This is a genomic window from Streptomyces sp. NPDC088197 (assembly GCF_044741185.1).
Lineage (GTDB): Bacteria > Actinomycetota > Actinomycetes > Streptomycetales > Streptomycetaceae > Actinacidiphila.
On sequence record NZ_JBIUSD010000003.1, the window covers coordinates 1 to 23,233 of the forward strand.

At 71.7% G+C, this 23,233-nt stretch carries 18 protein-coding genes; 8 read left to right on the top strand and 10 right to left on the bottom strand.

Annotated elements, in window-relative coordinates:
• Window positions 1-179 precede the first annotated feature (179 nt).
• The 3 genes from ACIOC1_RS08535 (at window position 180) to ybaK (ending at window position 3,215) form a co-directional block, all read left to right on the top strand.
• Window positions 180-1,685: an oxidoreductase gene (locus tag ACIOC1_RS08535; RefSeq protein WP_401853607.1), complete on the top strand. Its 1,506-nt coding sequence runs from the start codon at window positions 180-182 to the stop codon at window positions 1,683-1,685.
• 229 nt (window positions 1,686-1,914) lie between these two features.
• Entirely contained in the window at window positions 1,915-2,673 is a 759-nt protein-coding gene (locus ACIOC1_RS08540) for an LON peptidase substrate-binding domain-containing protein (RefSeq protein WP_355334061.1), read from the top strand.
• Window positions 2,674-2,693: 20 nt separating this feature from the next.
• On the top strand, window positions 2,694-3,215 hold the full coding sequence (ybaK, locus tag ACIOC1_RS08545; protein ID WP_401852812.1) for a Cys-tRNA(Pro) deacylase: 522 nt from the start codon (window positions 2,694-2,696) through the stop codon (window positions 3,213-3,215).
• A 36-nt stretch (window positions 3,216-3,251) separates the two neighbouring features.
• Here the strand turns inward: ybaK and ACIOC1_RS08550 are convergent, their stop codons facing one another.
• The 4 genes from ACIOC1_RS08550 to ACIOC1_RS08565 all read right to left on the bottom strand — a co-directional run bounded on the left by ACIOC1_RS08550 (window position 3,252) and on the right by ACIOC1_RS08565 (window position 7,333).
• Window positions 3,252-3,899, bottom strand: a complete 648-nt coding sequence (locus tag ACIOC1_RS08550) for a hypothetical protein (protein ID WP_391043992.1) — start codon at window positions 3,897-3,899, stop codon at window positions 3,252-3,254.
• A 34-nt stretch (window positions 3,900-3,933) separates the two neighbouring features.
• Window positions 3,934-4,755, bottom strand: a complete 822-nt coding sequence (locus tag ACIOC1_RS08555; protein WP_355334070.1) for an ABC transporter permease — start codon at window positions 4,753-4,755, stop codon at window positions 3,934-3,936.
• 136 nt (window positions 4,756-4,891) lie between these two features.
• Window positions 4,892-5,974, bottom strand: a complete 1,083-nt coding sequence (locus tag ACIOC1_RS08560; RefSeq protein ID WP_401303728.1) for an ABC transporter ATP-binding protein — start codon at window positions 5,972-5,974, stop codon at window positions 4,892-4,894.
• 108 nt (window positions 5,975-6,082) lie between these two features.
• Window positions 6,083-7,333 carry an NYN domain-containing protein gene (locus tag ACIOC1_RS08565; RefSeq protein WP_391043988.1) on the bottom strand — a complete coding sequence of 417 codons (1,251 nt, stop codon included), beginning with the start codon at window positions 7,331-7,333 and terminating at the stop codon, window positions 6,083-6,085.
• 226 nt (window positions 7,334-7,559) lie between these two features.
• On the opposite strand from ACIOC1_RS08565, the gene ACIOC1_RS08570 reads away from it, so the two are divergent.
• Window positions 7,560-7,736 carry a hypothetical protein gene (locus tag ACIOC1_RS08570; RefSeq protein ID WP_401852817.1) on the top strand — a complete coding sequence of 59 codons (177 nt, stop codon included), beginning with the start codon at window positions 7,560-7,562 and terminating at the stop codon, window positions 7,734-7,736.
• 93 nt (window positions 7,737-7,829) lie between these two features.
• Here the strand turns inward: ACIOC1_RS08570 and dnaE are convergent, their stop codons facing one another.
• Entirely contained in the window at window positions 7,830-11,384 is a 3,555-nt protein-coding gene (gene dnaE / locus ACIOC1_RS08575) for a DNA polymerase III subunit alpha (RefSeq protein WP_401852820.1), read from the bottom strand.
• Window positions 11,385-11,595: 211 nt separating this feature from the next.
• Here dnaE and ACIOC1_RS08580 point away from each other — a divergent pair, with 211 nt between their 5' ends.
• Both ACIOC1_RS08580 and ACIOC1_RS08585 read left to right on the top strand, forming a co-directional pair.
• Entirely contained in the window at window positions 11,596-12,291 is a 696-nt protein-coding gene (locus ACIOC1_RS08580; RefSeq protein WP_355334084.1) for a hypothetical protein, read from the top strand.
• Between the two features lie 55 nt (window positions 12,292-12,346).
• Window positions 12,347-13,129: a thioredoxin domain-containing protein gene (locus ACIOC1_RS08585; RefSeq protein ID WP_401852823.1), complete on the top strand. Its 783-nt coding sequence runs from the start codon at window positions 12,347-12,349 to the stop codon at window positions 13,127-13,129.
• A 96-nt stretch (window positions 13,130-13,225) separates the two neighbouring features.
• Here ACIOC1_RS08585 and ACIOC1_RS08590 read toward each other — a convergent pair whose 3' ends face one another.
• The gene (locus tag ACIOC1_RS08590; RefSeq protein WP_401853609.1) at window positions 13,226-13,879 is read right to left on the bottom strand and encodes a dienelactone hydrolase family protein; all 654 of its coding nucleotides are present in this window, start codon (window positions 13,877-13,879) and stop codon (window positions 13,226-13,228) included.
• 42 nt (window positions 13,880-13,921) lie between these two features.
• Between ACIOC1_RS08590 and ACIOC1_RS08595 the strand changes: the two genes are divergently transcribed.
• On the top strand, window positions 13,922-15,028 hold the full coding sequence (locus tag ACIOC1_RS08595) for a mechanosensitive ion channel domain-containing protein (protein ID WP_391044271.1): 1,107 nt from the start codon (window positions 13,922-13,924) through the stop codon (window positions 15,026-15,028).
• 67 nt (window positions 15,029-15,095) lie between these two features.
• Here the strand turns inward: ACIOC1_RS08595 and ACIOC1_RS08600 are convergent, their stop codons facing one another.
• The 4 genes from ACIOC1_RS08600 to ACIOC1_RS08615 form a co-directional block, all read right to left on the bottom strand.
• Window positions 15,096-16,685, bottom strand: a complete 1,590-nt coding sequence (locus tag ACIOC1_RS08600; RefSeq protein WP_355334089.1) for a Na+/H+ antiporter — start codon at window positions 16,683-16,685, stop codon at window positions 15,096-15,098.
• A 78-nt stretch (window positions 16,686-16,763) separates the two neighbouring features.
• Window positions 16,764-17,705, bottom strand: a complete 942-nt coding sequence (locus ACIOC1_RS08605) for an RluA family pseudouridine synthase (protein WP_401852826.1) — start codon at window positions 17,703-17,705, stop codon at window positions 16,764-16,766.
• 67 nt (window positions 17,706-17,772) lie between these two features.
• Window positions 17,773-18,444: a signal peptidase II gene (gene lspA, locus ACIOC1_RS08610; protein ID WP_401303740.1), complete on the bottom strand. Its 672-nt coding sequence runs from the start codon at window positions 18,442-18,444 to the stop codon at window positions 17,773-17,775.
• 104 nt (window positions 18,445-18,548) lie between these two features.
• Complete coding sequence (locus ACIOC1_RS08615; protein ID WP_401852829.1) at window positions 18,549-19,301, bottom strand: TraR/DksA family transcriptional regulator; 753 nt, start codon at window positions 19,299-19,301, stop codon at window positions 18,549-18,551.
• 688 nt (window positions 19,302-19,989) lie between these two features.
• On the opposite strand from ACIOC1_RS08615, the gene ileS reads away from it, so the two are divergent.
• Window positions 19,990-23,157, top strand: a complete 3,168-nt coding sequence (ileS, locus tag ACIOC1_RS08620; RefSeq protein WP_401852833.1) for an isoleucine--tRNA ligase — start codon at window positions 19,990-19,992, stop codon at window positions 23,155-23,157.
• Window positions 23,158-23,233 lie beyond the last annotated feature (76 nt).

Here is a 23,233-nt window from a genome sequence, read left to right on the forward strand (position 1 = left end):
CTCATAGTGGGCCTATTCGGATGAGCCCGACAACGCAGCGAGCGTGCGTGCCAGGCGCCGCCAGCCAGGCGAGACTTTACGGACACGCCCTAGCGTGGCGGCGGGTCGTGGGAGGGGGAAGGGTGAGCGAGCGTCGTGGTGAGGGGCCGCCGGGCGACTGGACGGCTGTGGAGCAGGGGATGTGGCGGGCCTTCCGGCTCGGTGCGGCCTTCGGGGCGGGGGCCGGGGGGACGCCCGCGGTACGGGCCGACGCCGTCGCGCAGCTGCTGCTGGACGGGCCGCCGCCGGAGCCGGGGCGGGTGGCGGCGCTCAAACTGGCGGGCCTGCGGATCACCGGCCGTCTGTCGCTGGCGGGCGGCACCGTCGCCCCCTACGTGCAGTTCGACGACTGCCGCTTCGAGGACCAGGTGCTGCTGCCGGAGTGCCGGGCGGGCAGTGTCCGGCTGGTGCGCTGCCACCTCCCGCGGCTGGAGGCCGCCCGGCTCCAGATCACCGGTGACCTGCATCTGCCGCAGTGCGTCGTGACCGGCGGCATCCGCCTGACCGACGCCCAGATCGGCACCGACCTCCTGCTCAACCAGCTCACCGTCCGCCGCGACCGCCACGGCCGCGCCATCGCCGCCGACGGTCTCACCGTCGGCCAGGACCTGGACGCCGAACTCCTCGACCTGCGCGGCGAGTTCAGCCTCCGCAGCGCCCGCGTCGGCGGCCGTCTCAACCTGCGCGGGGCCACCCTGCGCAATCCGTACGGCCGCGACGCGCTCAACGCCGCCCGCACGACGGTCGAGCACACCGTCTACCTCACCACCAGTTGGCCCGCGAACCGCTCGCCCGACACGACCGCGGCTCCCGGCGGGACGGACCCCGCGGGCGGCGGCGAGCCGTCCGGCACGGCCCGCAGGGAGTTCAGCGCGGAGGGCGGGGTACGGCTGGACGACGCCCGGGTGGGCAACGCCGTGGTGATCGACCGGGCACGGTTCCGGCTGGGGGAAGGGCAGCAGCTCTCGCTACGGCGCTTGCAGACGCCCGAGTTGCGGATCACCTTGGGGACGCCGCCCAGCGGGCCGGTGTCGTTGGCGGGCGCGCGGGTGGGGCGGCTGACCGACGCGCCGCAGAGCTGGCCGGGGCCGGGGCAGGTCGATCTGACGGACTTCTCGTACGAGGCGCTGACCCCGCGCACCGCCTTCCCGCTGCGCGAGCGCGTCGCGTGGCTGAACGCGGCGACGCCGGAATACAGTCCCGGCCCGTACGAGCGGCTGGCCGCCGCACTGCGGGCGGGCGGCGAGGACGCGCACGCCCGCGAGGTGCTGCTGGCCAAGCAGCGCCGCCGCCGCGAGTCGCTGCCGCCGGCCGGGCGGGCGTGGGGGTGGCTCCAGGACGTGACGGTCGGATACGGCTACCGGCCCGGCCGGGCGGCGGTGTGGATGGCGGTGCTGTGGGCGCTGGGCGCGCTGTACTTCGCCCTCCACAGGACGCCGCCCCCGGCGGGGAACGACTACCGGCCGCATTGGAGCCCCGCGCTCTACGCCCTTGACCTGCTCCTGCCGGTGATCGACCTCGGCCAGGACAACGCGTGGCGGGAGGTCGGCGTCAGCCAGTGGGTGGCCTCCCTGCTCACCCTGCTCGACTGGACCCTGGCCACCACGGTCGCCGCGGGCGCCTCCCGCATGCTCAGCCGCGGTTGAGCACGGGCGGCTGCCCTCAGCCGCGGTCGAGCCGGACGACAGCCGTCAGGGCCGGGCGGGCCGCACGGCCGGACGACAGCCGTCAGGGCCGGGCGAGCCGGACGACAGCCGTCAGGGCCAGGCGGGCGCCGTGTGCGGGAGAGCCGGGCGGCAGCCATGAGGTGCGTCACCCCCGCTCAACCGATCGGCGGCGTTTCGGGGCCCGCCGCGGCCCCGAGGGGCGCAGCGGATGCCTAAGGCGGGCGTACTGCCCGTACCCTTGCTCACTGTGACCGATCGTCTTCCGCTCTTCCCGCTCAGTACGGCGCTCTTTCCCGGCCTGGTGCTGCCGCTGAACGTCTTCGAGGAGCGGTACCGCGCGCTCGTGGGCGATCTGCTGGCGCTGCCCGAGAACGCGCCGCGGCGTTTCGGCGTGGTGGCGATCAAGAACGGCCAGGAGGTCGCTCCGACGGGCCAGGACGGCGGGGACACCGGTCCGGCCGCCGGTCTCGGCGAGGACCCGGAGGCGGCGCTGTACGGCTACGGGTGCATCGCGGACGCGGCGGGCATCGCGGAGCGCGACGACGGCGGGTACGAACTGGTGGCCACGGGTCTGATCCGGTTCAAGCTGCTGTCGGTGGACGCGAGCGGGCCGTATCTGACGGCCGAGTACGAGGAGCTGCCGGACGAGCCCGGCGCGGGCGCGGGCGCGCTGGCCTCCGAGGTCTCACGGGTGTTCGGCACGTATCAGAAGCGGCTGGCCGGGGCGCGGGAGCGCACGCTCGCGCCGGGGCAGGAGTTCCCCGACGACGCCACGGTGCTGTCGTATCTCGTCGCGGCGGCGGTGGTCGTGGAGACCTCGGTGAAGCAGGAGCTGCTGGAGGCGGCGGACACCGCCGCCCGGCTGACGGCCGAACTGCGGCTGCTGCGCCGCGAGAGCGCGGTGATCGACAAGCTGCCGTCACTGCCCGCGGTGGAACTCACCCACCAGGCGATCAGCGCCAACTAGCGCGCATCAGGGGGTCGGCGATGGCGAAGAAGGCGCGTACGGCCGGAGGCACCCCGGCCACGGTCGCCCTGGAGAAGGCGGGCCTGCCGTTCACCGTGCACGCCTACGCGCACGACCCGGCCTCCGAACTCTCCTACGGCGCCGAGGCCGCGGCGGCGCTGGGCGCGGCGCTCGGGGTGCCCCCCGACGAGGTCCGGGGCCGGGTCTTCAAGACACTGGTCGCGGAGGTGGACGGCGCTTTGACCGTGGCGGTCGTCCCGGTCGCGGGCTCGCTCGACCTCAAGGCGCTGGCCGCGGCGGTCGGCGGCAAGCGCGCCACGATGGCGGCGCCGGCCGACGCCGAGCGCAGCACCGGTTACGTGCTCGGCGGGATCTCCCCGCTGGGCCAGCGCAAGCGCCTGCCCACGGCCCTGGACGCCTCGGCGCTCGGCTTCCCCACGGTCTTCGTCTCCGCGGGCAAGCGCGGCCTGGAGCTGGAGCTGTCCCCCGCCGACCTGGTGACGCTCACCTCAGCGGTGACGGCGCGGATCTCCCGTATCTGACCGGGACGTCTCGACCTCGGCTTGAGCGGGAGAGCGTCACTGCGCCGGGGGCGGCGGCGGAGGCGGCGCGCCCCACGGCTGCGGCGCCACGTACACCGGCTGCGGGTCGCGCGGCCCGAAGAGCGAGGTCAGGCCCAGGTGCACCAGCATCGCCGCCGCCGACCAGGCGACCAGCGCGCTCTTGGCGCGCAGCTTCAGCGGCCCGTCGAAGACGACGTTCGGGCCGACCTCCTTGGCGTGTGCCTTGATGTGGACGGTCGGTCCGAGGGCGATGCCCAGCCGCCAGCCGACGATGGAGGCGAGAACGCCGCCGACCGCGAGGCCGAGGACCACGGCGACGCCGCCGCGGCGGTACCAGAGGAAGACGCCGAGGGCGGTCAGCGCGCCCAGGCACAGCGCGATCAGCACGAAGGTGCCGTCGCCGCCGATCGCCTCCTCGCCCTCGGTGTCCTTGAGGTAGATGTACTTGCCGTCCGAGATCAGCGGGACGCGCGGTGACAGCCACGCCCACAGCAGCCCGAGGAACACCCCGCACACCGTGACGGCGACCGCGACGAGCGCGGCGCGGCCCAACTCGGCGACCGGTGAGGGCCGGTCCCCCTTGCCGTCGCCTCCACCGGGGCCTGCGCCCGGGTACGGCGGGAACGGCGGCGGCTGGTCATGCGGCGTCAGGGGTGCGGTCACCCGCCCATCGTGCCAGGTCTGCCTGTCCGTCGCTTCATCGGCAGGCCGCCCTGCGGTAGGCCCAGGTGGCGACGGCCAGCGAGCCGACGCCGACGGCCGCGCACACGGACAGGTCGCCGACGACCGCGGCCCAGTGCGGATGCCCGCCGAAGGTGCGGGCGAACGCCTCGACGCCGTACGTGGAGGGCAGCAGATCGCGCGCCCAGGAGATCGGCGCGGGCATGTGCGAGGCGGGCAGCACGCCGAGCAGCAGCGCCGCCGACATGCCCAACTGGCCGAAGAGCGTGGCGATCTCCTGCCGCGGCGCGAGCAGCCCGAGGGCCGCGCCGAGGCCGGAGAGCGCGGCCCCGGCCAGCGGGATCACGACGGCGAGGATCCACAGATTGGCCAGCGGCAGATGGAACAGGACACAGCCCGTCACGGCGGTCACGAGGGTGCCGGGCACGGTGAAGGACGCGTACGCGCCCGCCGCGCCGAGGACGACGGCGGCCGGCGGCACCGGCAGCGTCGCGTAGTGGTCGAGTCCGCCGGACGCCCTGAGCTGTCCGAAGTACTGCGCGAGCAGATTGAGCGCGACGAAGGCGACCACCAGGACGCTGGAGCCCGCGACGACCGAGCGCGCCGCCTCCCCGTCCCCGCCGTCGACCACTCCGCGCATCATCACCATGATCCCGACGGACTGGAAGGTGGCGACGAACAGCAGCGGTATCCGGGCCACCCGGGCCCGCGAGAGCTGCGCGCGGTAGACCGCGCCGAAGGCGGGCCACAGCCGGGCCCGCGGCGCGAGCGGCGCGGCGCCGGACTGCTGCGCGGCGACGCCCCGGGGCGCGGGAACGGTTGGGGTGAGCACGCTCATACGCAGGCTCCACGCGTCGGTGCGGAACACGGCGGGGCCGTGTCGTACGGCGAAAGCACGGGGTCGCACCGCCGGAGGGCGGGGGCGTACGGCGCGACCGCCGGCCGGGGCGGCGCGGACCGCGGGGGGACCCGTCTCATGACTTCACCAGGCCCTCTCCCCTGCCGCCGAGCGCGAGGTAGACGTCCTCCAGGCTGGGCATCGCCAGGGTGAAGTCGTCCAGGGCGGCGAAGGCCGGTCCCCCGGTGACCTCGGCGACGGCGGCGCGGGCCCGCTCCTGGGGCAGCCGCAGCGTCCAGCGGCGGCCCGAGATGTCGGCGAGCGGGTGCAGGGCGGCGATGGCGGGCAGCGACATCGGCGGCTCGTCGCGCCACACGAGGTCGAGCCTGACCTCGTCGGCGACCAGCGACCGCAGGCCCGTGGGGGTGTCGCAGGCGATGACCTTGCCGTGGTCGAGCACGGCGACCCGGTCCAGGACGTTCTCCGCCTCGATGACGTTGTGGGTGACCAGCAGCACCGTCGCGCCGTACTCGGTCCTACGGCGGCCGACCGCGGCCCACACCGCGCGCCGGGCGACCGGATCCATGCCGGTGGTGGGCTCGTCGAGGACCAGGACGGGCCGCTGGCCGACCAGGACGGCCGCGAAGCAGGCCAGCCGCCGCTGGCCGCCGGAGAGGCGCTTGATGGGGCGTCCCGCGATCGGGCCGAGTTCGAGTTCGTCCAGGACGGCGTCCCGTTCGGCGCGGGCGGCGCGCGCGTCCAGGCCGCGCAGCCGTCCGGTGGTCTCGGCGGCGAGCGCGACGGTCAGCTCGTCCAGCGCGGACGACTCCTGGCCGAGGTAGCCGACCAGCCGGGAGGCCCGGTCCGGGTGGCGTACGAGGTCGTGGCCGAGCAGGTCGATCGATCCGGCGTCGGGCCGCAGCAGGCCGGTGAGCTGGCGGACCAGGGTGGTCTTGCCCGCGCCGTTGGGGCCGAGGATGCCGAAGAGTTCGCCGCGGCCGACGTCGAGGTCGATGCCGTCGTTGGCGCGTACGACACCGGGCCTGGGCGCGGCGGCGGTCTCGGGTGCCTGGTCGGCGGCGGTACGGCGGCGGCGCAGCCCTCGGCCCCTGGCCGCGGAACCGGCCGGGTACGTTCTGACCAGACCGCGCACGGTGCACACCGTGTCGCGGGCTGTGGCGACCGCTGGGGGCGCCGTCTCCTCCGTGCCCGTACTCACGAGGATCGAGAGTACGCGCCGCACGCGGCATCCGGCGCAAGGGGGGCCCGGTTCACCCGCTTTCCCCTCGGACCCGCCCGAGGCGCGGGAGGGCGCGGGCCCGGCCGCTCACTCCCCCGCGGGTGCGTGCTCGGCGACCGCGTGGGCGTCGACCTCGCGCCAGAATCCGGCCCTGATCGCGTACCGGTCGTGCTCGTCGATCTGGTCGTCCTTGTGGGCGAGCAGGCCGAAGCGGGCGGCGTATCGCAGCAGCTCACCGTCTATGCGGTGCGGGACGCGGGGGTAGTGGGTGGAGAGCTGCTGGAGCTGGGAGGTGTCGGTGAGGCGGGCGATCCAGCGGCGGGCGAAGACCTGGCCGACCTCGAAAGGGTCGCCGCTGACCGCCGTGATGTCGGCCTCGCGGTCCGCCCAGCGCTGCTCGGCGGAGGTGAGCTGGGCGAGGGTGGGCAGGCCGCTGGTGTCGGGCAGGTCGGCGCCCGCGCCGCGGTCGGTCCAGCCCTTGTCCGACGACCAGCGCAGGGTGGCGCTGGGGGCCGGCTGGGCCGGCGGCGGCGCGGGGGCGGCGTGGCTGCGGCCCAGATCGGCGAGATCCTTCGGGGTGGGCACGGTGGGACCGGCGGGTTCCGGAGGGGCAACCTTGCCCGGCGGCGTGCTCTCGGCCGCCGCCGGTTCCGGCGCGGTGCCGTTCTTGCCCGGCCGCTCCTCCGGGGGCGCCAGCCGCTCGCCGCCCGAGGCCGACTCGGGCAGCGGCGCGGAGAGGATCGCGGCGATCTCCGGGCGCGGGCCGGGCGGCGGACAGACGCCGGGGATCTCGCGGGCCCTGATCGCCGCGGTGATCCACTGGCGGTCCAGCACACGCCGCTCGTCGGCCTCCGCGACCAGGTCTTCCGACTGGTTGTAGTCCCCGTCGGCGGCTTGGACGGCCCACAGGTGGACGGCGACGCCGTGCTCCTTGGCGGACATCATGCCGGGCAGCAGATCGCCGTCACCGGTCACCAGGACGACGTCGGAGCACGCGCGGTTGCGGGCCAGCTCCGACAGCTCGGCGTGCATGGCGGCGTCCACGCCCTTCTGCGCCCACCGGCCGTCCGTCCGGGTGAGTGCGCCCAGTCGTACGGTCACTCGGGGCATCACCCGCAGCCGACGGTGTTCCGGTTGCGGAACCCGGTCGGGTGCGCCGTCGAACCAGTAGATCCGCAGCAGTGGCTGGCCGGTCTCCAACTCGGCACGTTCGCGCAGGCCAGCGACGACGGCGGCATGATCAACGGTGATCCGGGACCGGGAGGGTTCACCCGCCAACAGACTCGCCGCAGCACCCAGTAGGTAGCCTGCGTCCACCAGGACGACGCAGCGGTCCATGTTGCACCTCTTCCGGTCGCCCCCCGGCACGGATTTCCCCCGAGTCTGCCCGAATGCTCGGGGGTTATGACCTCGAACCCGATCATCGGCGTGGCGGTGGTCACTTTTCCGGCCGCCCCACTCCGTCAACTGCCCGAAATGCGCGCTTCGTACTCCCATGCAAATCTGATGGCGGCCGATGGGCCACCAGGCCAACGGCCGACATCCCCCACTAGGAGAGACGATCGTGGCTAAGAACAAGAACCAGAACCGTCAGCGCGAGAACCAGAACCAGCAGCGCGGCGCCGCCGCCACCGAGGAGCGGGAGCGCACGCAGCGCCCGATGGACGAGGACCAGCCGGAGATGGCGCCCGCGCAGGACTTCTCGCACAAGCAGAACAAGCAGAAGTTCGGCCACAACTAGTCCCACCGCGTGGTCGCGGGGGCACCCCTCCACCAGGGGTGCCCCCGCACTCACATCACGCGCGCCGGGCTCGCGCGGCCCGCGCCCCGGTGATCAGCCCGCCTGCTGCTGCGCGGCGCCCAGGCACGCGGGGCCCAACAGGGCCTTGAGGTCGCCGAAGAGCGAGGGGTCCGCGGTCACCCGGTGCCGGTCGAGCCGCAGTACCGTGGTCGTGCGCGCGCCCTGGAGCTTCACCCGTACCTCGGTGTTGCCCTTGTGGCTGGAGAGCACTTCGCCGAGCCTGGCCACCAGCGGCGGGGTCACCTTGACCGTCGGGATGGAGATCATCACCGGCGCGTTGGTGCCCACGTCCGACAGGTCGGGGACCATCAGCTCCATCGCCACCAGCCGCGGGATGTCCTCCCGCTTGTCGAGCCGCCCCTTGACGAAGACCACGGCGTCCTCGACGAGTTGGGTCGAGACCAGTTGGTAGGTGGCGGGGAAGAACATGCAGTCGACGGAGCCCGCCAGGTCCTCGACGGTGGCGATCGCCCACGCGTTGCCCTGCTTGGTCATCTTCCGCTGGAGCCCGGAGATGATGCCGCCGATGGTGACGATCGCGCCGTCGGAGTAGTCACCGGCCAGCGCGGCGATCGCGGCGTCCGTCTTGTCGTTGAGAATGTGCTCGATGCCGAAGAGCGGATGGTCGGAGACGTAGAGGCCGAGCATCTCCCGTTCCTGCGCGAGCAGATACGTCTTGTCCCACTCGATGTCGGAGAAGACCACGTCCATCCCGAAGGCCGGGGTGTCGTCGCCCTCCTCCCCCGCCCCGCCGAACAGGTCGAACTGGCCCTCGGCCTCCTTGCGTTTGACCTGCACCACGTTGTCGATCATCGTCTCGAAGTGCTCGGTCAGACCGCGCCTGGTGTGCTTCATCGTGTCGAACGCGCCGGCCTTGATCAGCGATTCGACGGTCCGCTTGTTGCACGCCACCACCTCGACCTTGTCGAGGAAGTCCGGGAAGGTCGCGTACCGCCCCTTGGCCTTGCGGCTGCGGACCACCGACTCCACCACGTTCGTCCCGACGTTGCGCACGGCGGTGAGGCCGAAGACGATCGTGTCGTCGCCGCGCGGTGTGAAGTTGGCGTTGGACTCGTTGACGTCCGGCGGCAGCACCTTGATGCCCATCCGGCGGCACTCGTTGAGATAGAGCGCCATCTTGTCCTTGTCGTCCTTGACCGAGGTCAGCAGGCCCGCCATGTACTCGGCCGGGTAGTTGGCCTTGAGATACGCGGTCCAGTAGGAGACGAGGCCGTACGCGGCGGAGTGCGCCTTGTTGAAGGCGTATCCGGCGAACGGCACCAGCACGTCCCAGACCGCCTGGATGGCCTGGTCGGAGTAGCCGCGCTCGCGCATGCCCGCCTGGAAGGGGATGAACTCCTTGTCGAGGACTTCCTTCTTCTTCTTGCCCATCGCGCGGCGCAGCAGGTCGGCCTGGCCGAGCGAGTAACCGGCCAGCACCTGGGCGGCCTTCTGCACCTGCTCCTGATAGACGATCAGGCCGTAGGTGATGTCGAGGACTTCGCGGAGCGGCTCTTCCAGCTCCTTGTGGATCGGGGTGATCTCCTGCTGCTTGTTCTTGCGCAGCGCGTAGTTGATGTGCGAATTCATGCCCATCGGGCCCGGCCGGTACAGGGCCGAGACGGCGGAGATGTCCTCGAAGTTGTCGGGCTTCATCATGCGCAGCAGAGCGCGCATGGGGCCGCCGTCGAACTGGAAGACGCCCAGCGTGTCGCCGCGCCCGAGCAGCGCGTACGTGTTGGGGTCGTCCAGCGGCAGGGACAGCAGGTCGATGTCGATGCCCTTGTTGGCCTTGATCGACTTGACCGCGTCATCCATGATCGTCAGGTTGCGCAGGCCGAGGAAGTCCATCTTCAGCAGGCCGAGCGACTCACAGCTCGGGTAGTCCCACTGCGTGACGACCGCGCCGTCGTTCTTCGGCGAGAAGATCGGCACGTGGTCGATCAGCGGCTCGGCGGACATGATCACGCCCGCCGCGTGCACGCCCATCTGCCGGACCAGGCCCTCGATGCCCTTGGCCGAGTTGATCACCTTGGTGACGTCCGGCTCGTTCTCGTACATCGCCCGGACCTCGCCCGCCTCGCTGTAGCGCGGGTGGTCCTTGTCGGTGATGCCGGAGAGCGGGATGCCCTTGCCGAGGACGTCGGCGGGCATGGCCTTGGTGATCCGGTCGCCCATGGAGAAGGGGTAACCGAGCACGCGGGCCGAGTCCTTGATCGCGGCCTTGGCCTTGATGGTGCCGTAGGTGGCGATCTGCGCGACCTTGTCGGAGCCGTACTTCTCGGTCACGTAGCGGATGACCTCGCCGCGCCGACGCTCGTCGAAGTCGATGTCGACATCGGGCATGGACACGCGCTCGGGGTTGAGGAAGCGCTCGAAGATCAGGCCGTGCGGGACCGGGTCGAGGTCGGTGATGCCCATGGCGTAGGCGACGATCGAACCGGCCGCGGAACCACGCCCGGGGCCGACCGCGATGCCGTTGTTCTTCGCCCACATGATGAAGTCGGCGACGACGAGGAAGTAGCCGGGGAACCCCATCTGGACGATGGTGTCCATCTCGTAGTCGGCGAGCTTCTGCCGGTCCTCGGGGATGCCGGTGGGGAAGCGCCGGGCCATGCCGCGGGCCACTTCCTCGCGGAACCAGGTCACTTCGGTGTAGCCCTCGGGGACGTCGAACCTGGGCATCAGGTTCTTCGTCTCGAACATGCCCTCGGTCTCGATCCGGTTCGCGATCAGGAGCTGGCTGTTGCGGCAGCCCTCCTGCCACGCGTCCGAGGAGTCGATCGCGTACATCTCGGCGGCGGACTTCAGGTAGTAACCGCTGCCGTCGAACTTGAACCGGTCGGGGTCCGACATGTTCGAGCCGGTCTGGATGCACAGCAGGGTGTCGTGCGCCGAGGACTCGTTGGCGTACGTGTAGTGCGAGTCGTTGGTGACGACGAAGGGCGCGTCGATCTTCTTGGCGATCTCCTCCAGGCCCGCGCGGGCCCGGCGGTCGATGTCGATGTCGTGGTCCATGATCTCGACGAAGAAGTTCTCTTTGCCGAAGATGTCCTGGTACTCGCCGGCGGCCTTGATCGCCTCGTCCATCTGCCCGAGCCGGATGCGGGTGGAGATCTCGCCGGAGGGGCAGCCCGTGGTGCCCATCAGGCCCTCGGCGTACTCGCTGAGCAGTTCGCGGTCCATCCGGGGCTTGCGGAAGTAGCCCTCGAAGGCCGCCCGCGACTGGGCGCGGAAGAGATTGTGCAGCCCGACGGCGTTGCGCGCCCAGATGGTCATGTGGGTGTACGCGCCCGCACCCGAGATGTCGTCCCGCTTCTGGTGCGGCGCCCCCCACTTGACGGGCTTGTTGTACCGCCGCGACTCGGGCGCCAGATACGCCTCGATGCCCATCACCGGCGTGACACCGGCGTCCCTGGCCTGGTGGAAGAAGTCGTACGCCCCGTGCAGATTGCCGTGGTCGGTGATGGCCACATGGCTCATCCCCATCTCGTTGCACGCCTTGAACATGTCCTTCAATCTCGCCGCTCCGTCCAGCAGCGAGTACTGGGTGTGGACATGGAGATGGGTGAAGGGCTGGTCGGTCACGGGCGGCGATACCTCCGGCGAGAGGGGGCGGACTGCTGGTGCGTCGCTGGCTGATTCTGGCGGCGCTGCGAGTCTACGACTCGGGTCCGACAACGCGGCGCGGCTCCCCGTACCGCCACCCGCGCCGGTCCGCCGGAGGAGTCCGCCGCGTGCCGGCCGCCCTCTGTAGTCCCATCCGTTACCCGCCTTTAGGTCACACATACGCTCGCGCATGGCACACTCTGTCGCCATGGAGGACATACGGCCGAGGCTGAGGGCGCTGCGCGCTGCCCTTTTCGCCGCGCTGTGCGTCACCCTCTCCTCCACCTCCCATGTGCTGATGTCGCACACCCCGCTGCCGCTGACCGTGGTCGGCGGCGCGTTCGGCGGTGTCTTCGCGCTGGCGTATCTGCTCGGCGGCCGGCACGAGCGCGGCTTCTGGCCGATCGCGGGCCTGATGGTCCCGCTGGAACTGGCCGTCGACACCGTCTTCACCGCGGGCCAGCAGGCCTGTTACGGGCCCGCGGGCGGCCCGGTGACCGGTTCGTGGTGGTCGTTCCACGAGACCTTCCTGTGCAACGGCGGCCAGGTCGGCGGCCAGGGGCTGTCCGCGGTACCGGGCGGCGCCGCCGCGGCGCAGATGCCGTCCACCGCGCTGCCGTGGCTGCTGCTGGCCGTCCATGTGACCGTCGGCCTGGTCGCGTCCTGGTGGCTGCGGCGCGGTGAGGCCGCGCTGCACCGGGTGCTGCGCGTGATGGCCGCCGCCGCCTTCCGGCCGCTGCTGCTGGCCGTGGCCGCCCGCACCGGGCTCGCGGTGCCGCCGCGCCGGTTCCGCCCGGCCGCCCGCGCCTCGGCGGGCCCGCTCGCCGCGCGCCCGCTGCTGCACTCCGTCGTACGCCGTGGTCCGCCCGTCGCGGTCGCAGTCTGACCGTCGTACCGGCACTTCCCTCTCATACCACCACGCGTCATCACGGAGATCCCCCATGAGCAGCAGGAACAGCAAGGCCAGCAAGCAGGCCGCCCGCGAGCGGCTGCGCGCGGAGCGCGAGCGCGAGGCGAAGCGGGCGAAGGTCCGCCGCCAGATATTCGTCGGCGTCGGCGTCGTCGCGGTGCTGGCCATCGCGGGCGGTGTCGCCGTCGCGGTCAACGCGGCGAACAAGCCCAGCTACTGGGAGTCCGCCAAGAAGGACAAGCTGGTCAAGCCCGCGAACACCTCGGGCACCAACGGCTCGACCATCGTGGTCGGCGACCCGAAGAACAAGAACAACCTCGACCTGTACGAGGACCTGCGCTGCCCGGCGTGCGCGCAGTTCGAGCAGACCTCGGGCGCGGACGTCCTCAAGGGCGCCAAGGACGGCAAGTACAAGATCACGTACCACTTCGGCACGTTCCTGGACGGCAACCTCGGCGGCACCGGCTCCAAGAACGCGCTGAGCGCGGTCGGCGCGGCGGCCAACGTGAGCCTGGACGCCTTCGAGGCGTACCACACGCTGCTCTACTCCAAGGACCACCACCCGGAGGAGTCCGGCCCCGACCTGTTCGCGGACGACGCCAACATGATCAAGCTGGCGCAGTTGGTCCCGGCGCTCAAGGACAACGCCGCGTTCCAGACCGCGGTCAAGGAGGGCACCTACGACAAGTGGGCGCTGGACTCCTCCGACGCGTTCAACGCGGCGGGCATCAAGTCCACGCCGACCATCAGGCTCAACGGCAAGGAGCTGACCGCCGACGGCGTGATGGACCAGATCACGGCGGCCCTGAAGTAGCGGCACACCGCTCCGAACGGCGGGAGCCGGTCCCCTACGCGTACGGGACCGGCTCCCGCCGTTTCGCGCGGCCCGGTCTCCTGCGGCCCCGCGGTCCTACAGCCCGGCCAGGAAGTCCAGCGCGACCGCCCAGGTCTTCTCGGCGGCCTCGGCGTCGTGGTCCGGCAGGTCGGGGTCGGTGTAGAGGTGGCCGGCGCCCCGGTAGCGGTGCACCTCGACGTCGGCGCCGGCCTTGCGCATCCCCAGGTACCAGGAGTTCAGCCAGTCCTCCGGCTCAAAGGGGTCGGGGTCGGCGACATGGAGCTGTACGGGGATGTCGGTGGCCGCGTCGTCGGCGATGTCCGAGGTGCCGTGCAGGAGCAGCAGCCCGCGCGCCTTCTCGTCGCCGAGCGCCACGGTCTGCGCGAGGGCCCCGCCCAGCGAGAAGCCCGCGTAGACCAGCTCCCGCTCCGAGTACGGCGCCGCCGCGAGGACCGCCCGGTGCAGCAGCTCCTCGTTGCCGATCTCCTCGCGGATCGCCCGTCCCGCCTCGACGGTGTCCACGACCCGGCCGTCGTACAGATCGGGAACGACGACCTCGTGCCCGGCCGCCCGCAGCCGGTCGGCGGCGGCGTGCACGGCGGGACGCGGTCCGTAGACGGAGTGGAACAGGACGATCGTCACAGTGCTGCCTTTGTTCGGGTTCGGTACGCGACCATGGTGCCAGCTACCCTCCTTGGGCGGAGCGCCGCGATACGAAGACCCGATGATCCGGGTTTCCTACAAGAAAGCCGAGGTGGACGCGGGATGGTGATGGACAGCGCGCTGCGCCCGGTTCTCGTCGTCTGTGTGGCGGTCGGGGTCTCGCTGGTCGTGGGGTGGACCGTCGACCGCTCCCTGCGCAAGGTGGACGGCCGGCACCCGGAGACCCCGCTGTGGCATCTGCTGCGCCGGTGCGGCATACCCCTCCAGGTGGTGATCTGCACCGCCATACTGCGCGGCGGCTACCGGTCCGCCCATCTGTCGAAGGACCACGCGGAGGCCGTCGGCCAGTTCCTCGTGCTGGTGCTGATCGCCGCGTCGGGCTGGCTGGTGGTACGGGTCGCCGCCGCGGTCATCGACTCCTCGTACGCGCGCTATGTCGCGGTCAGCCACGACGTGCCCAAGATCCGCCGCCTGCGCACCCAGCTCACGCTGATCCAGCGGGTGTTCACCGCGATCGTGACGGTCATCGTCGTCGCGTCGATGCTCTTCACCTTCCCCGCGATGCGGACGGTCGGGGCGTCGGTGCTGGCCTCCGCGGGCATCATCGGCATCGTCGCCGGTGTGGCCGCCCAGTCCACGCTCGCGAATCTCTTCGCCGGTCTCCAGATCGCCTTCGGCGACATGGTGCGGATCGGCGACACCGTGGTCGTGGAGGGCCAGTGGGGTGTGGTCGAGGAGATCACCCTCACCTTCCTGAGCGTGCGCACCTGGGACGAGCGGCGGATCACGATGCCGGTGTCGTACTTCACCAGCAATCCTTTCGAGAACTGGTCGCGCGGCGACCCGCGGATGACCGGCACCGTCCTGCTGCACCTGGACCACTCGGCGCCGGTGGCGCTGATGCGCAAGCGGCTGCTGGAGATCCTGGAGAGCTGCGCGGAGTGGGACCGCAGGGCGTGGGGGCTCGTCGTGATCGACTCCACCCCGACCACGATCCAGGTCAGGGCGCTGGCCACCGCGAAGGACTCGGACGACATCTTCAACCTGCGCTGCATCGTCCGTGAGCAGCTGATCGACTGGCTGCGCTGCGAGCACCCGTACGCGCTGCCCCGGCTCAGCACCGCGCCCGCGCCCGGCCAGGAGCAGGACCCGGGCCGGGAGGCGGCCCCGGCGCCGGAATCGGGCGATCTGGGCCCGGGACCGGGCACCAGGTAAGAGGCTCTTACGCCCCCACGGGGCCCTCACGCTGCGGGGCGTTACGGCAGTGAGAGGCTCTCACCTGTCAGCCGCGCATCGAGCGCAGGTCGAGCTGGCGCAGCACCCGGTCGACGACCTCCGGGTCGTACCCCGCCTCGCTGCGCGCCGACAGCACCTCGTGCCGGGCGGCGGACATCATCTCGTCCTGGATGCGGCGGACCGACTTGAGCCGCTTGACGCGCTTGGCGTGGCTCTCGCGCCGCTCGTCGTCCACGATGTCCGGGCAGATCCGCGCGCCGAGGTCGAAGGCGCGGCGGTGCAGCAGCTCCGACAGGTCGTCGCTCAGCGGCTCGACGGACTCGATGTCGCGCAGCCGCGCCTTGGCGGCCGTCATGGCCCGCAGCGCCAGCATCTTCTCCAGGTCGTGCTCGGCGTCGATGTCGCTGCGCACCCCGAGCCGTTTCACCAGCCACGGCAGCGTCAGCCCCTGGAGCACCAGGGTGCTGAGCACCACCGCGAAGGCGATGAACAAGATCTCCGTGCGGGCCGGGAAGCCGTCGCCGCTGTCGGTGGTCAGCGGGATGGCCAGGGCCAGCGCGACGGACGCCACCCCGCGCATCCCCGACCACCACATGATGACGCTCTCGCGCCAGCTCATCGGGATGTCCTCGTCCAGGTCGCGCAGCTTGTGCATCTTGCGCGCCGCCCAGGTCGCGGGCAGCAGATACAGCAGCCGCACGCCGATGACCACCGCGACCACTATGGCGGCGTGCCGCACCATCGGGCCCCAGTCGCCCGCGCCGACCCGGAACACATTGTGCAGTTCGAGGCCGATCAGGCCGAAGGCGATGCCGGTGACGAGGGTGTCGACGATCTCCCAGAAGGTGTTGCCCGCCAGACGGGCCGTCACGTCGTCGGCCTCGAAGGCGTATTCGGCCAGGAACAGCGCGGTGGTGAGCACGGCCAGGACCCCGGAGCCGCCGAACTCCTCGGCCAGCGCGTAGGAGGCGAAGGGCACCAGCAGTGACAGGCCGATCTGCAAGGTGGGGTCGCCGACCACGCCCATCAGCTTGTTGGCGCCCCAGCCGAGGGCCAGGCCGACCGCGATCGCGACCACGGCGGACAGCACGAGCTCCAGGGCCGCGTGGGGCGCGGAGAAGTTGCCGGACAGCGCCGCCGCGACGGCCACGTGGTAGAGCACGATGGCGGTGACGTCGTTGAACAGCCCCTCGCCCTCCAGAATGGAGATCATGCGCCGGGGCAGTCCGAGGCTGCCCGCGACGGCCGTGGCGGCCACCGGGTCGGGCGGCGCCACGAGCGCGCCGAGCGCGAAGGCCCCGGCCAGTGTGATCTCCGGCACGACCGCGTCGGCGACCGCCGCCACCGCGGCCGTGGTGACGAAGACCAGCGCGACCGCGAGCAGGAAGATCGCCCGCCGGTTCGCGGCGAACTGCCGCCAGGAGGTGCGCTGTACGGACGCGTAGAGCAGCGGGGGCAGCACCAGCGGCAGGATCAGATCGGGGTCGATCTGGACGTTGGGCACCTGCGGGAGCAGCGCGAGGACCCCGCCGAGCAGCGTCATCAGGACCGGCGAGGGCAGCCCGATCCGGTCGCTGAGCGGCACCATGACGATGGCCGCGAGCATGAGGAAGAAGAAGAGAGCGAGCTGATCCACGGCGTCACGATGCCACACCGGCTCCGCGCCGCCGGACCCGCGGCCGCCCCGCCGTGCCTTTCACCGGCCCCGATACGGCTACTCGCTGTCGGCGCGGATCACGTCGAGCGCGTGCCGGAGGTCGTCCGGGTACTCGCTGCTGAACTCCACCCAGCGCCCGTCCGAGGGGTGTTCGAAGCCCAACTGCTTGGCGTGCAGCCACTGCCGGGTGAGGCCCAGGCGCTTGGCGAGCGTCGGGTCGGCGCCGTAGGTGATGTCGCCGACGCAGGGGTGGCGGTGCGCGGACATGTGCACCCGGATCTGGTGGGTGCGGCCGGTCTCCAGCTTGATGTCCAGCAGGCTGGCGGAGCGGAACGCTTCGATGAGGTCGTAGTGCGTCACGGACGCCTTGCCGTCGGCGACGACCGCCCACTTGTAGTCGTGGTGGGGGTGACGGCCGATCGGCGCGTCGATCGTGCCGCTCATCGGGTCCGGGTGGCCCTGCACCAGCGCGTGGTAGCGCTTGTCCACGACGCGGTCCCTGAACTGCGCCTTGAGCAGGGTGTACGCCCGCTCGGACTTGGCGACCACCATCAGGCCAGAGGTGCCGACGTCGAGCCGGTGCACGATGCCCTGGCGCTCGGCGGCGCCCGAGGTGGAGATCCGGTATCCGGCGGCGGCGAGGCCGCCGATCACGGTGGGGCCGGTCCAGCCGGGGCTCGGGTGGGCGGCGACGCCGACCGGCTTGAGGACGACGACGATGTCCTCGTCGTCGTGGACGATCTCCATGCCCTCGACCGGCTCCGCGACGATCCGCACCGGGGCGGCGGCCTCGGGCATCTCGACCTCCAGCCACGCCCCGCCGTGCACCCGCTCGGACTTCCCCGCGGCCGACCCGTCGATCGACACCTTGCCCGCCGCCGCCAGCTCCGCGGCCTTCGTCCGCGAGAAGCCGAACATCCGGGCGATGGCGGCGTCGACACGCTCGCCCTCGAGGCCGTCGGGCACGGGCAGGGAACGGATTTCCGGAACGGTACTCACCACACGAGTATGCCGGACCCGCCGCCCCCGGCCGTACCAGCGCGGGACCGGGCGCCTCCGGCGGGAGTCAGTCCTCGCGGTGGACGGTGCCGTCCGGGTCGACGCCGCGGAAGGAGAGCAGGACGATCAGGGCGCCGCCGCAGCAGATGGCGGAGTCGGCGAGGTTGAAGACGGCGAAGTGCTCGGGTGCGATGAAGTCCACCACCCGGCCCTGGAAGCCGCCGGGAGCGCGGAAGACGCGGTCGGTGAGGTTGCCGAAGGCGCCGCCGAGGAGCAGGCCGAGCGCGACGGCCCACGGCAGGCTGTGCAGACGGCGGGAGAGCCGGGCGATCACGACGATGACACCGGCCGCGATCATCGTGAAGACGATCGTCATGCCCTGCCCCATGCCGAAGGCCGCCCCGGCGTTGCGGATCGCGTCCAGCCGCAGGTAGTGGCCGAAGACGTTGACCGGCTCGTGGTTCTCCAGGCTGGTGACCACCCAGATCTTGGAGAGCAGGTCGAGGAGGTACGCCAGCGCTGCCACCCCGATCAGGGTGACGATCCGGCGCCGCCGCCGCGAGACGGCCTGCGGCCCGGCGGGCTCGTCGCCCCGCGCCGGCCCTTCCGTCCCGTCCGCCGCCGGAGCGGCCTGCTCCGACGGCTCGGCGACGCCCGACTCCTCGACGCCCGTCCCGCCGTCAGGCGTCGCGTCCGGCGTCTCCTCCGGCGTGGTGATGGTGCGCTCCGCTTCCGTCACGTGAGTCCCTCAGCCTTTGTGCTCCGTGCCCGCCAGGCCGAATCCTGACTGATGACGAGGGTACGGCACACCCGTACGACCGGGGCCGTCCGCGGGCGGAGCCCTCAGCGCCGCTCCTGCTTCTGCTTGCAGTCCAGGCACAGCGTGGCCCGCGGGAACGCCTGCATGCGGGCCTTGCCGATCGGATTGCCGCAGGACTCGCAGAGGCCGTACGTGCCCTCGTCCAGCCGTTCCAGGGCGTGCCTGGTCTGCGCCAGCATCTCGCGGGTGTTGGCGGCCAGCGCCATCTCGTACTCGCGGGTGATGTTCTTGGTGCCGGTGTCGGCCTCGTCGTCACCCGCGCCGTCGCCCGAGTCGCGCAGCAGGCCCGCCACGGCCGCCTCCGAGGAGCTGATGCCCTCCGTGAGCCGCTGGACCTCGCCCAGCAGCTCGGCGCGGGCCTCCTCGACCTCTTCCGGCGTCCACGGGTCCTCACCGGGGAGGACGGCCAGGCCGCCGGGGCCTGCGGTGCGGGCGGCGGGCACCGCGGACGCGGCCCCCGTGGTCGCGGCCGTACCCGCCGCGGTCTTCTTCGCTGCCACCTTGCCGGCTCCCGTCTTCTTCGCCGTACGGCCCGTCGCCGCCTTTTCGGCCGCCGCCTTCTTCGCGGCCGCCTTCTTCGCCGGCGCCTTCGCGGCGGCGGCCTTCCCTGCCGGAGCCGTTTCCCTGGCTGCCGTCTTCTTCGCCGCTGCCTTCTTCGCCGCCGTCTTCTTGGCTGCCTTCTTGGCCGGGGCCTTCTTGGCAGCCGCCTTCTTCCGCGGTGCCTCCTCGGCCGCGTCGCCCTCCTCCGCATCGATGGCGACCGTGACCGTACGCACGGACTTCCTCGCCGCCGCGGGCCCGCGGGCAGGCGCCACGGACGCCCCGGTCACACCGGGATGGTCGGAGCCGGCCGCAGGCCGTCCCCTTTTCTTCACGACCATGGCCGCGACCCCTTCACATCCGTGATCTTGTTCGCGAATCGTGCCGGAAACGGTAAATCGGCTCCGGACCCGCGGCAACGGGGCGCGCTGCCTGGCCGACCGGTCCGCCCCGGAGGGCGGGCAGGTCTGCATCCGTTGTGCCCAGCTCACCGCCAGGTATTCCGGTACCTGGCGGTAACGATCCGTGACAGTCGCCGTCGGGGCGCGCGGAGCAGGCCATTCGGGTCAGTGGGCGGCCCCGGTAAACCGTTCGGCCGGGCCGCTCCCAGCGCCGTACACTGAGCGCAGCGAAAGGCGTGGATGGGACGAGTAGCGCCGCACGCAGCCATGAGCGACCCGGGGACGGTGGAAGCCCGGGGGTGTGCGCGGTGCGAAGATCACCCCGGAGCCGCCGGAAGAAAGCCCGCGGGAGGCCCCTCAAGGCCCCCGGGCGAGTAGAACCGGCGTCGCTGCCCCAATGAGGGGGCGGTGGGTTTCCCCGTGTGCGGGGCGCCTCCACCGCCAAGGAGGGTGGTACCGCGGGAGCGCTCGCTCTCGTCCCTTCGACGGAGTACGCACCAGTGTCCGCCGGAGGAAACCACCGATGAGCGACCACCAGACCGCGCAGGGACAGCCGCAGCCGCCGCAGTACCGGCCGGTGCCCGCCCAGGTCGACCTGCCCGCCCTCGAACACGAGGTGCTCGACCTCTGGAGCGAGCGGAAGACCTTCGCCCGTTCCGTCGAGCAGAGCCGCGGACTGCCCGACTGGGTCTTCTACGAGGGCCCGCCGACCGCCAACGGCATGCCCGGCGCCCACCACATCGAGGCCCGCGTCTTCAAGGACGTCTTCCCGCGCTTCAAGACCATGCAGGGCCACCACGTGACCCGCAAGGCCGGCTGGGACTGCCACGGGCTGCCGGTCGAGCTGGCGGTGGAGAAGGAACTGGGCTTCACCACCAAGCAGGACATCGAGGACTACGGCGTCGCGGAGTTCAACGCGAAGTGCCGCGAGTCGGTGACCCGGTACACCGACGCCTTCACCGACCTGACCACGCGCATGGGCTACTGGGTCGACCTCGACAACGCCTACCGGACGATGGACCCGGAGTACGTCCAGTCCGTGTGGTGGTCGCTCAAGCAGATCTTCGACAAGGGCCTGCTGGTCCAGGACTACCGGGTGGCGCCCTGGTGCCCGAAGGACCAGACCGGCCTGTCCGACCACGAACTGGCCCAGGGCTACGAGACGGTCGTCGACCCGTCGGTCTTCGTCCGCTTCCCGCTGACCGGCGGCCCGCTGGCGGGCGAGGCCGCGCTGCTGGTGTGGACGACCACGCCCTGGACGCTGGTCTCCAACACCGCCGTCGCCGCGCACCCCGACGTGACGTACGTCGTCGCCACCGACGGCACCGAGAAGCTGGTCGTCGCCGAGCCGCTGCTCGGCAAGGCGCTGGGCGAGGGCTGGACGGCGACCGGGCAGTCCTTCACCGGCCGCGAGATGGAACGCTGGACGTATCAGCGGCCGTTCGACCTCGTCGAGATCCCGGACGCGCACTATGTGGTGAACGCCGAGTACGTCACCACCGAGGACGGCACGGGCCTGGTCCACCAGTCCCCCGCCTTCGGTGAGGACGACCTCAAGACCTGCCGCGCGTACGGCCTTCCGGTGGTCAACCCGGTGCGCCGCGACGGCACCTTCGAGCCGGACGTGCCCCTGGTCGGCGGGGTCTTCTTCAAGAAGGCCGACGAGGCGCTGGTCGCCGAACTCCAGGCTTCGGGACGGCTGTTCCGGCACCTGCCGTACGAGCACAGCTACCCGCACTGCTGGCGCTGCCACACCGCGCTGCTCTACTACGCGCAGCCGTCCTGGTACATCAGGACCACGGCGGTCAAGGACGCCCTGCTGCGGGAGAACGAGAAGACCAACTGGCACCCGGACTCGGTCAAGCACGGCCGCTTCGGCGACTGGCTGAAGAACAACGTCGACTGGGCGCTGTCGCGCAACCGCTACTGGGGTACGCCGCTGCCGATCTGGCGCTGCGAGGACGGCCATCTGACCTGTGTCGGCTCGCTGGCCGAACTCGGCGAACTGACCGGCACCGACCAGTCCGGGCTCGACCCGCACCGCCCGTACATCGACGCGGTCACCTTCGGCTGCCCGTCCTGCGGCGGCACCGCGACCCGCGTCCCCGAGGTGATCGACGCCTGGTACGACTCGGGTTCGATGCCGTTCGCGCAGTGGGGCTACCCGTTCCACAACAAGGAGGTCTTCGAGCGCACGTACCCGGCGCAGTTCATCGCGGAGGCGATCGACCAGACCCGCGGCTGGTTCTACACGCTGATGGCCATCGGCACGCTCGTCTTCGACAGGTCGAGTTACGAGAACGTGGTCTGCCTCGGCCACATCCTCGCCGAGGACGGCCGCAAGATGTCCAAGCACCTGGGCAACATCCTCCAGCCGATCCCGCTCATGGACCAGCACGGCGCCGACGCGGTGCGCTGGTTCATGGCGGCCGGCGGCTCCCCGTGGGCGGCCCGCCGGGTCGGCCACGGCACGATCCAGGAGGTCGTCCGCAAGACGCTGCTCACGTACTGGAACACGGTCGCCTTCCAGGCGCTGTACGCCCGTACGTCCGGCTGGGCTCCCTCGGCGGCCGACCCGGCCGTCGAGGACCGCCCGCTGCTCGACCGCTGGCTGGTCGGCGAGCGGAACGTGCTGGTGCGCGAGGTCACCGACGCGCTGGAGTCGTACGACACCCAGCGCGCGGGCAAGCTGCTGTCGGCCTTCGTGGACGACCTGTCGAACTGGTACGTGCGCCGTTCGCGGCGCCGCTTCTGGCAGGGCGACCCGGCCGCGCTGCGCACCCTGCACGACGTGGTGGAGACCGTGACGCGGCTGATGGCCCCGCTGGTGCCGTTCATCACCGAACGGGTCTGGCAGGACCTGGTGGTGCCGGTGGTCCCCGGTGCCCCCGACTCCGTCCACCTCTCGTCCTGGCCCGTCGTGGACGAGCGGCACGTCGACCCGGCCCTGTCGGAGCGGATGCTGCTCGTACGGCGGCTGGTCGAGCTGGGCCGTGCCACGCGCGCGGAGTCCGGTGTCAAGACGCGTCAGCCGCTGTCGCGCGCGCTGGTCGCCGCCGCGGGCTTCGAGGGGCTCTCGGCCGAGCTGCGGGCGCAGATCACCGAGGAGTTGAACGTCAGCTCCCTGGCGTCGCTGTCCGAGGTCGGCGGGTCGCTGGTCGACACCACGGCCAAGGCCAACTTCCGCGCGCTGGGCAAGCGTTTCGGCAAGGGCGTCCAGGCCGTGGCGGCCGCGGTCGCCGCCGCCGACGCGGCGACCCTGTCGGCGGCGCTGCGCGACGGCGGTACGGCCTCGGTGGTCGTGGACGGCGAGGAGGTCGCGCTCGCTCCTGAAGAGGTCATCATCACCGAGACCCCGCGCGAAGGGTGGTCGGTCGCCTCCGACTCCGGCGCCACGGTCGCGCTCGACCTGGAGATCACTCCCGAACTCCGCCTGGCCGGGCTCGCCCGCGACGCCATCCGGCTGATCCAGGAGGCCCGCAAGACCTCCGGCTTCGACGTGGCCGACCGGATTCACGTCCGCTGGGCCACGGCCGAGCCCGACGTCTCGACGGCCCTGTCCGCCCACGCCTCGCTCATCTCCGAGGAGGTCCTGGCGGACAGCTTCACCGACGCGTCGGCCGATGCCTCCTTCGGCCCGGCGTTCACGGACGAGTCCCTGGCCCTGACCTTCCACCTGCGCAAGAGCTGAGCCCGTAGGGGGCGAAGTCCCCTACGCACGGTGGTCGTCGCACAGAACAGGGCCGGGCCCCGCGGGGAAAAAGGAT

What these genes read in the sequence shown, in the direction of transcription:
- ACIOC1_RS08535 (WP_401853607.1), top strand. Translation starts at nt 180, where the DNA reads ATGTGGCGGGCCTTCCGGCTCGGTGCGGCCTTCGGGGCGGGGGCCGGG.
- ACIOC1_RS08540 (WP_355334061.1), top strand. Translation starts at nt 1,915, where the DNA reads ATGCCTAAGGCGGGCGTACTGCCCGTACCCTTGCTCACTGTGACCGAT.
- ybaK (WP_401852812.1), top strand. Translation starts at nt 2,694, where the DNA reads ATGGCGAAGAAGGCGCGTACGGCCGGAGGCACCCCGGCCACGGTCGCC.
- ACIOC1_RS08555 (WP_355334070.1), bottom strand. Translation starts at nt 4,755, where the DNA reads ATGAGCGTGCTCACCCCAACCGTTCCCGCGCCCCGGGGCGTCGCCGCG.
- ACIOC1_RS08565 (WP_391043988.1), bottom strand. Translation starts at nt 7,333, where the DNA reads ATGGACCGCTGCGTCGTCCTGGTGGACGCAGGCTACCTACTGGGTGCT.
- ACIOC1_RS08580 (WP_355334084.1), top strand. Translation starts at nt 11,596, where the DNA reads ATGGCACACTCTGTCGCCATGGAGGACATACGGCCGAGGCTGAGGGCG.
- ACIOC1_RS08585 (WP_401852823.1), top strand. Translation starts at nt 12,347, where the DNA reads ATGAGCAGCAGGAACAGCAAGGCCAGCAAGCAGGCCGCCCGCGAGCGG.
- ACIOC1_RS08595 (WP_391044271.1), top strand. Translation starts at nt 13,922, where the DNA reads ATGGACAGCGCGCTGCGCCCGGTTCTCGTCGTCTGTGTGGCGGTCGGG.
- ileS (WP_401852833.1), top strand. Translation starts at nt 19,990, where the DNA reads ATGAGCGACCACCAGACCGCGCAGGGACAGCCGCAGCCGCCGCAGTAC.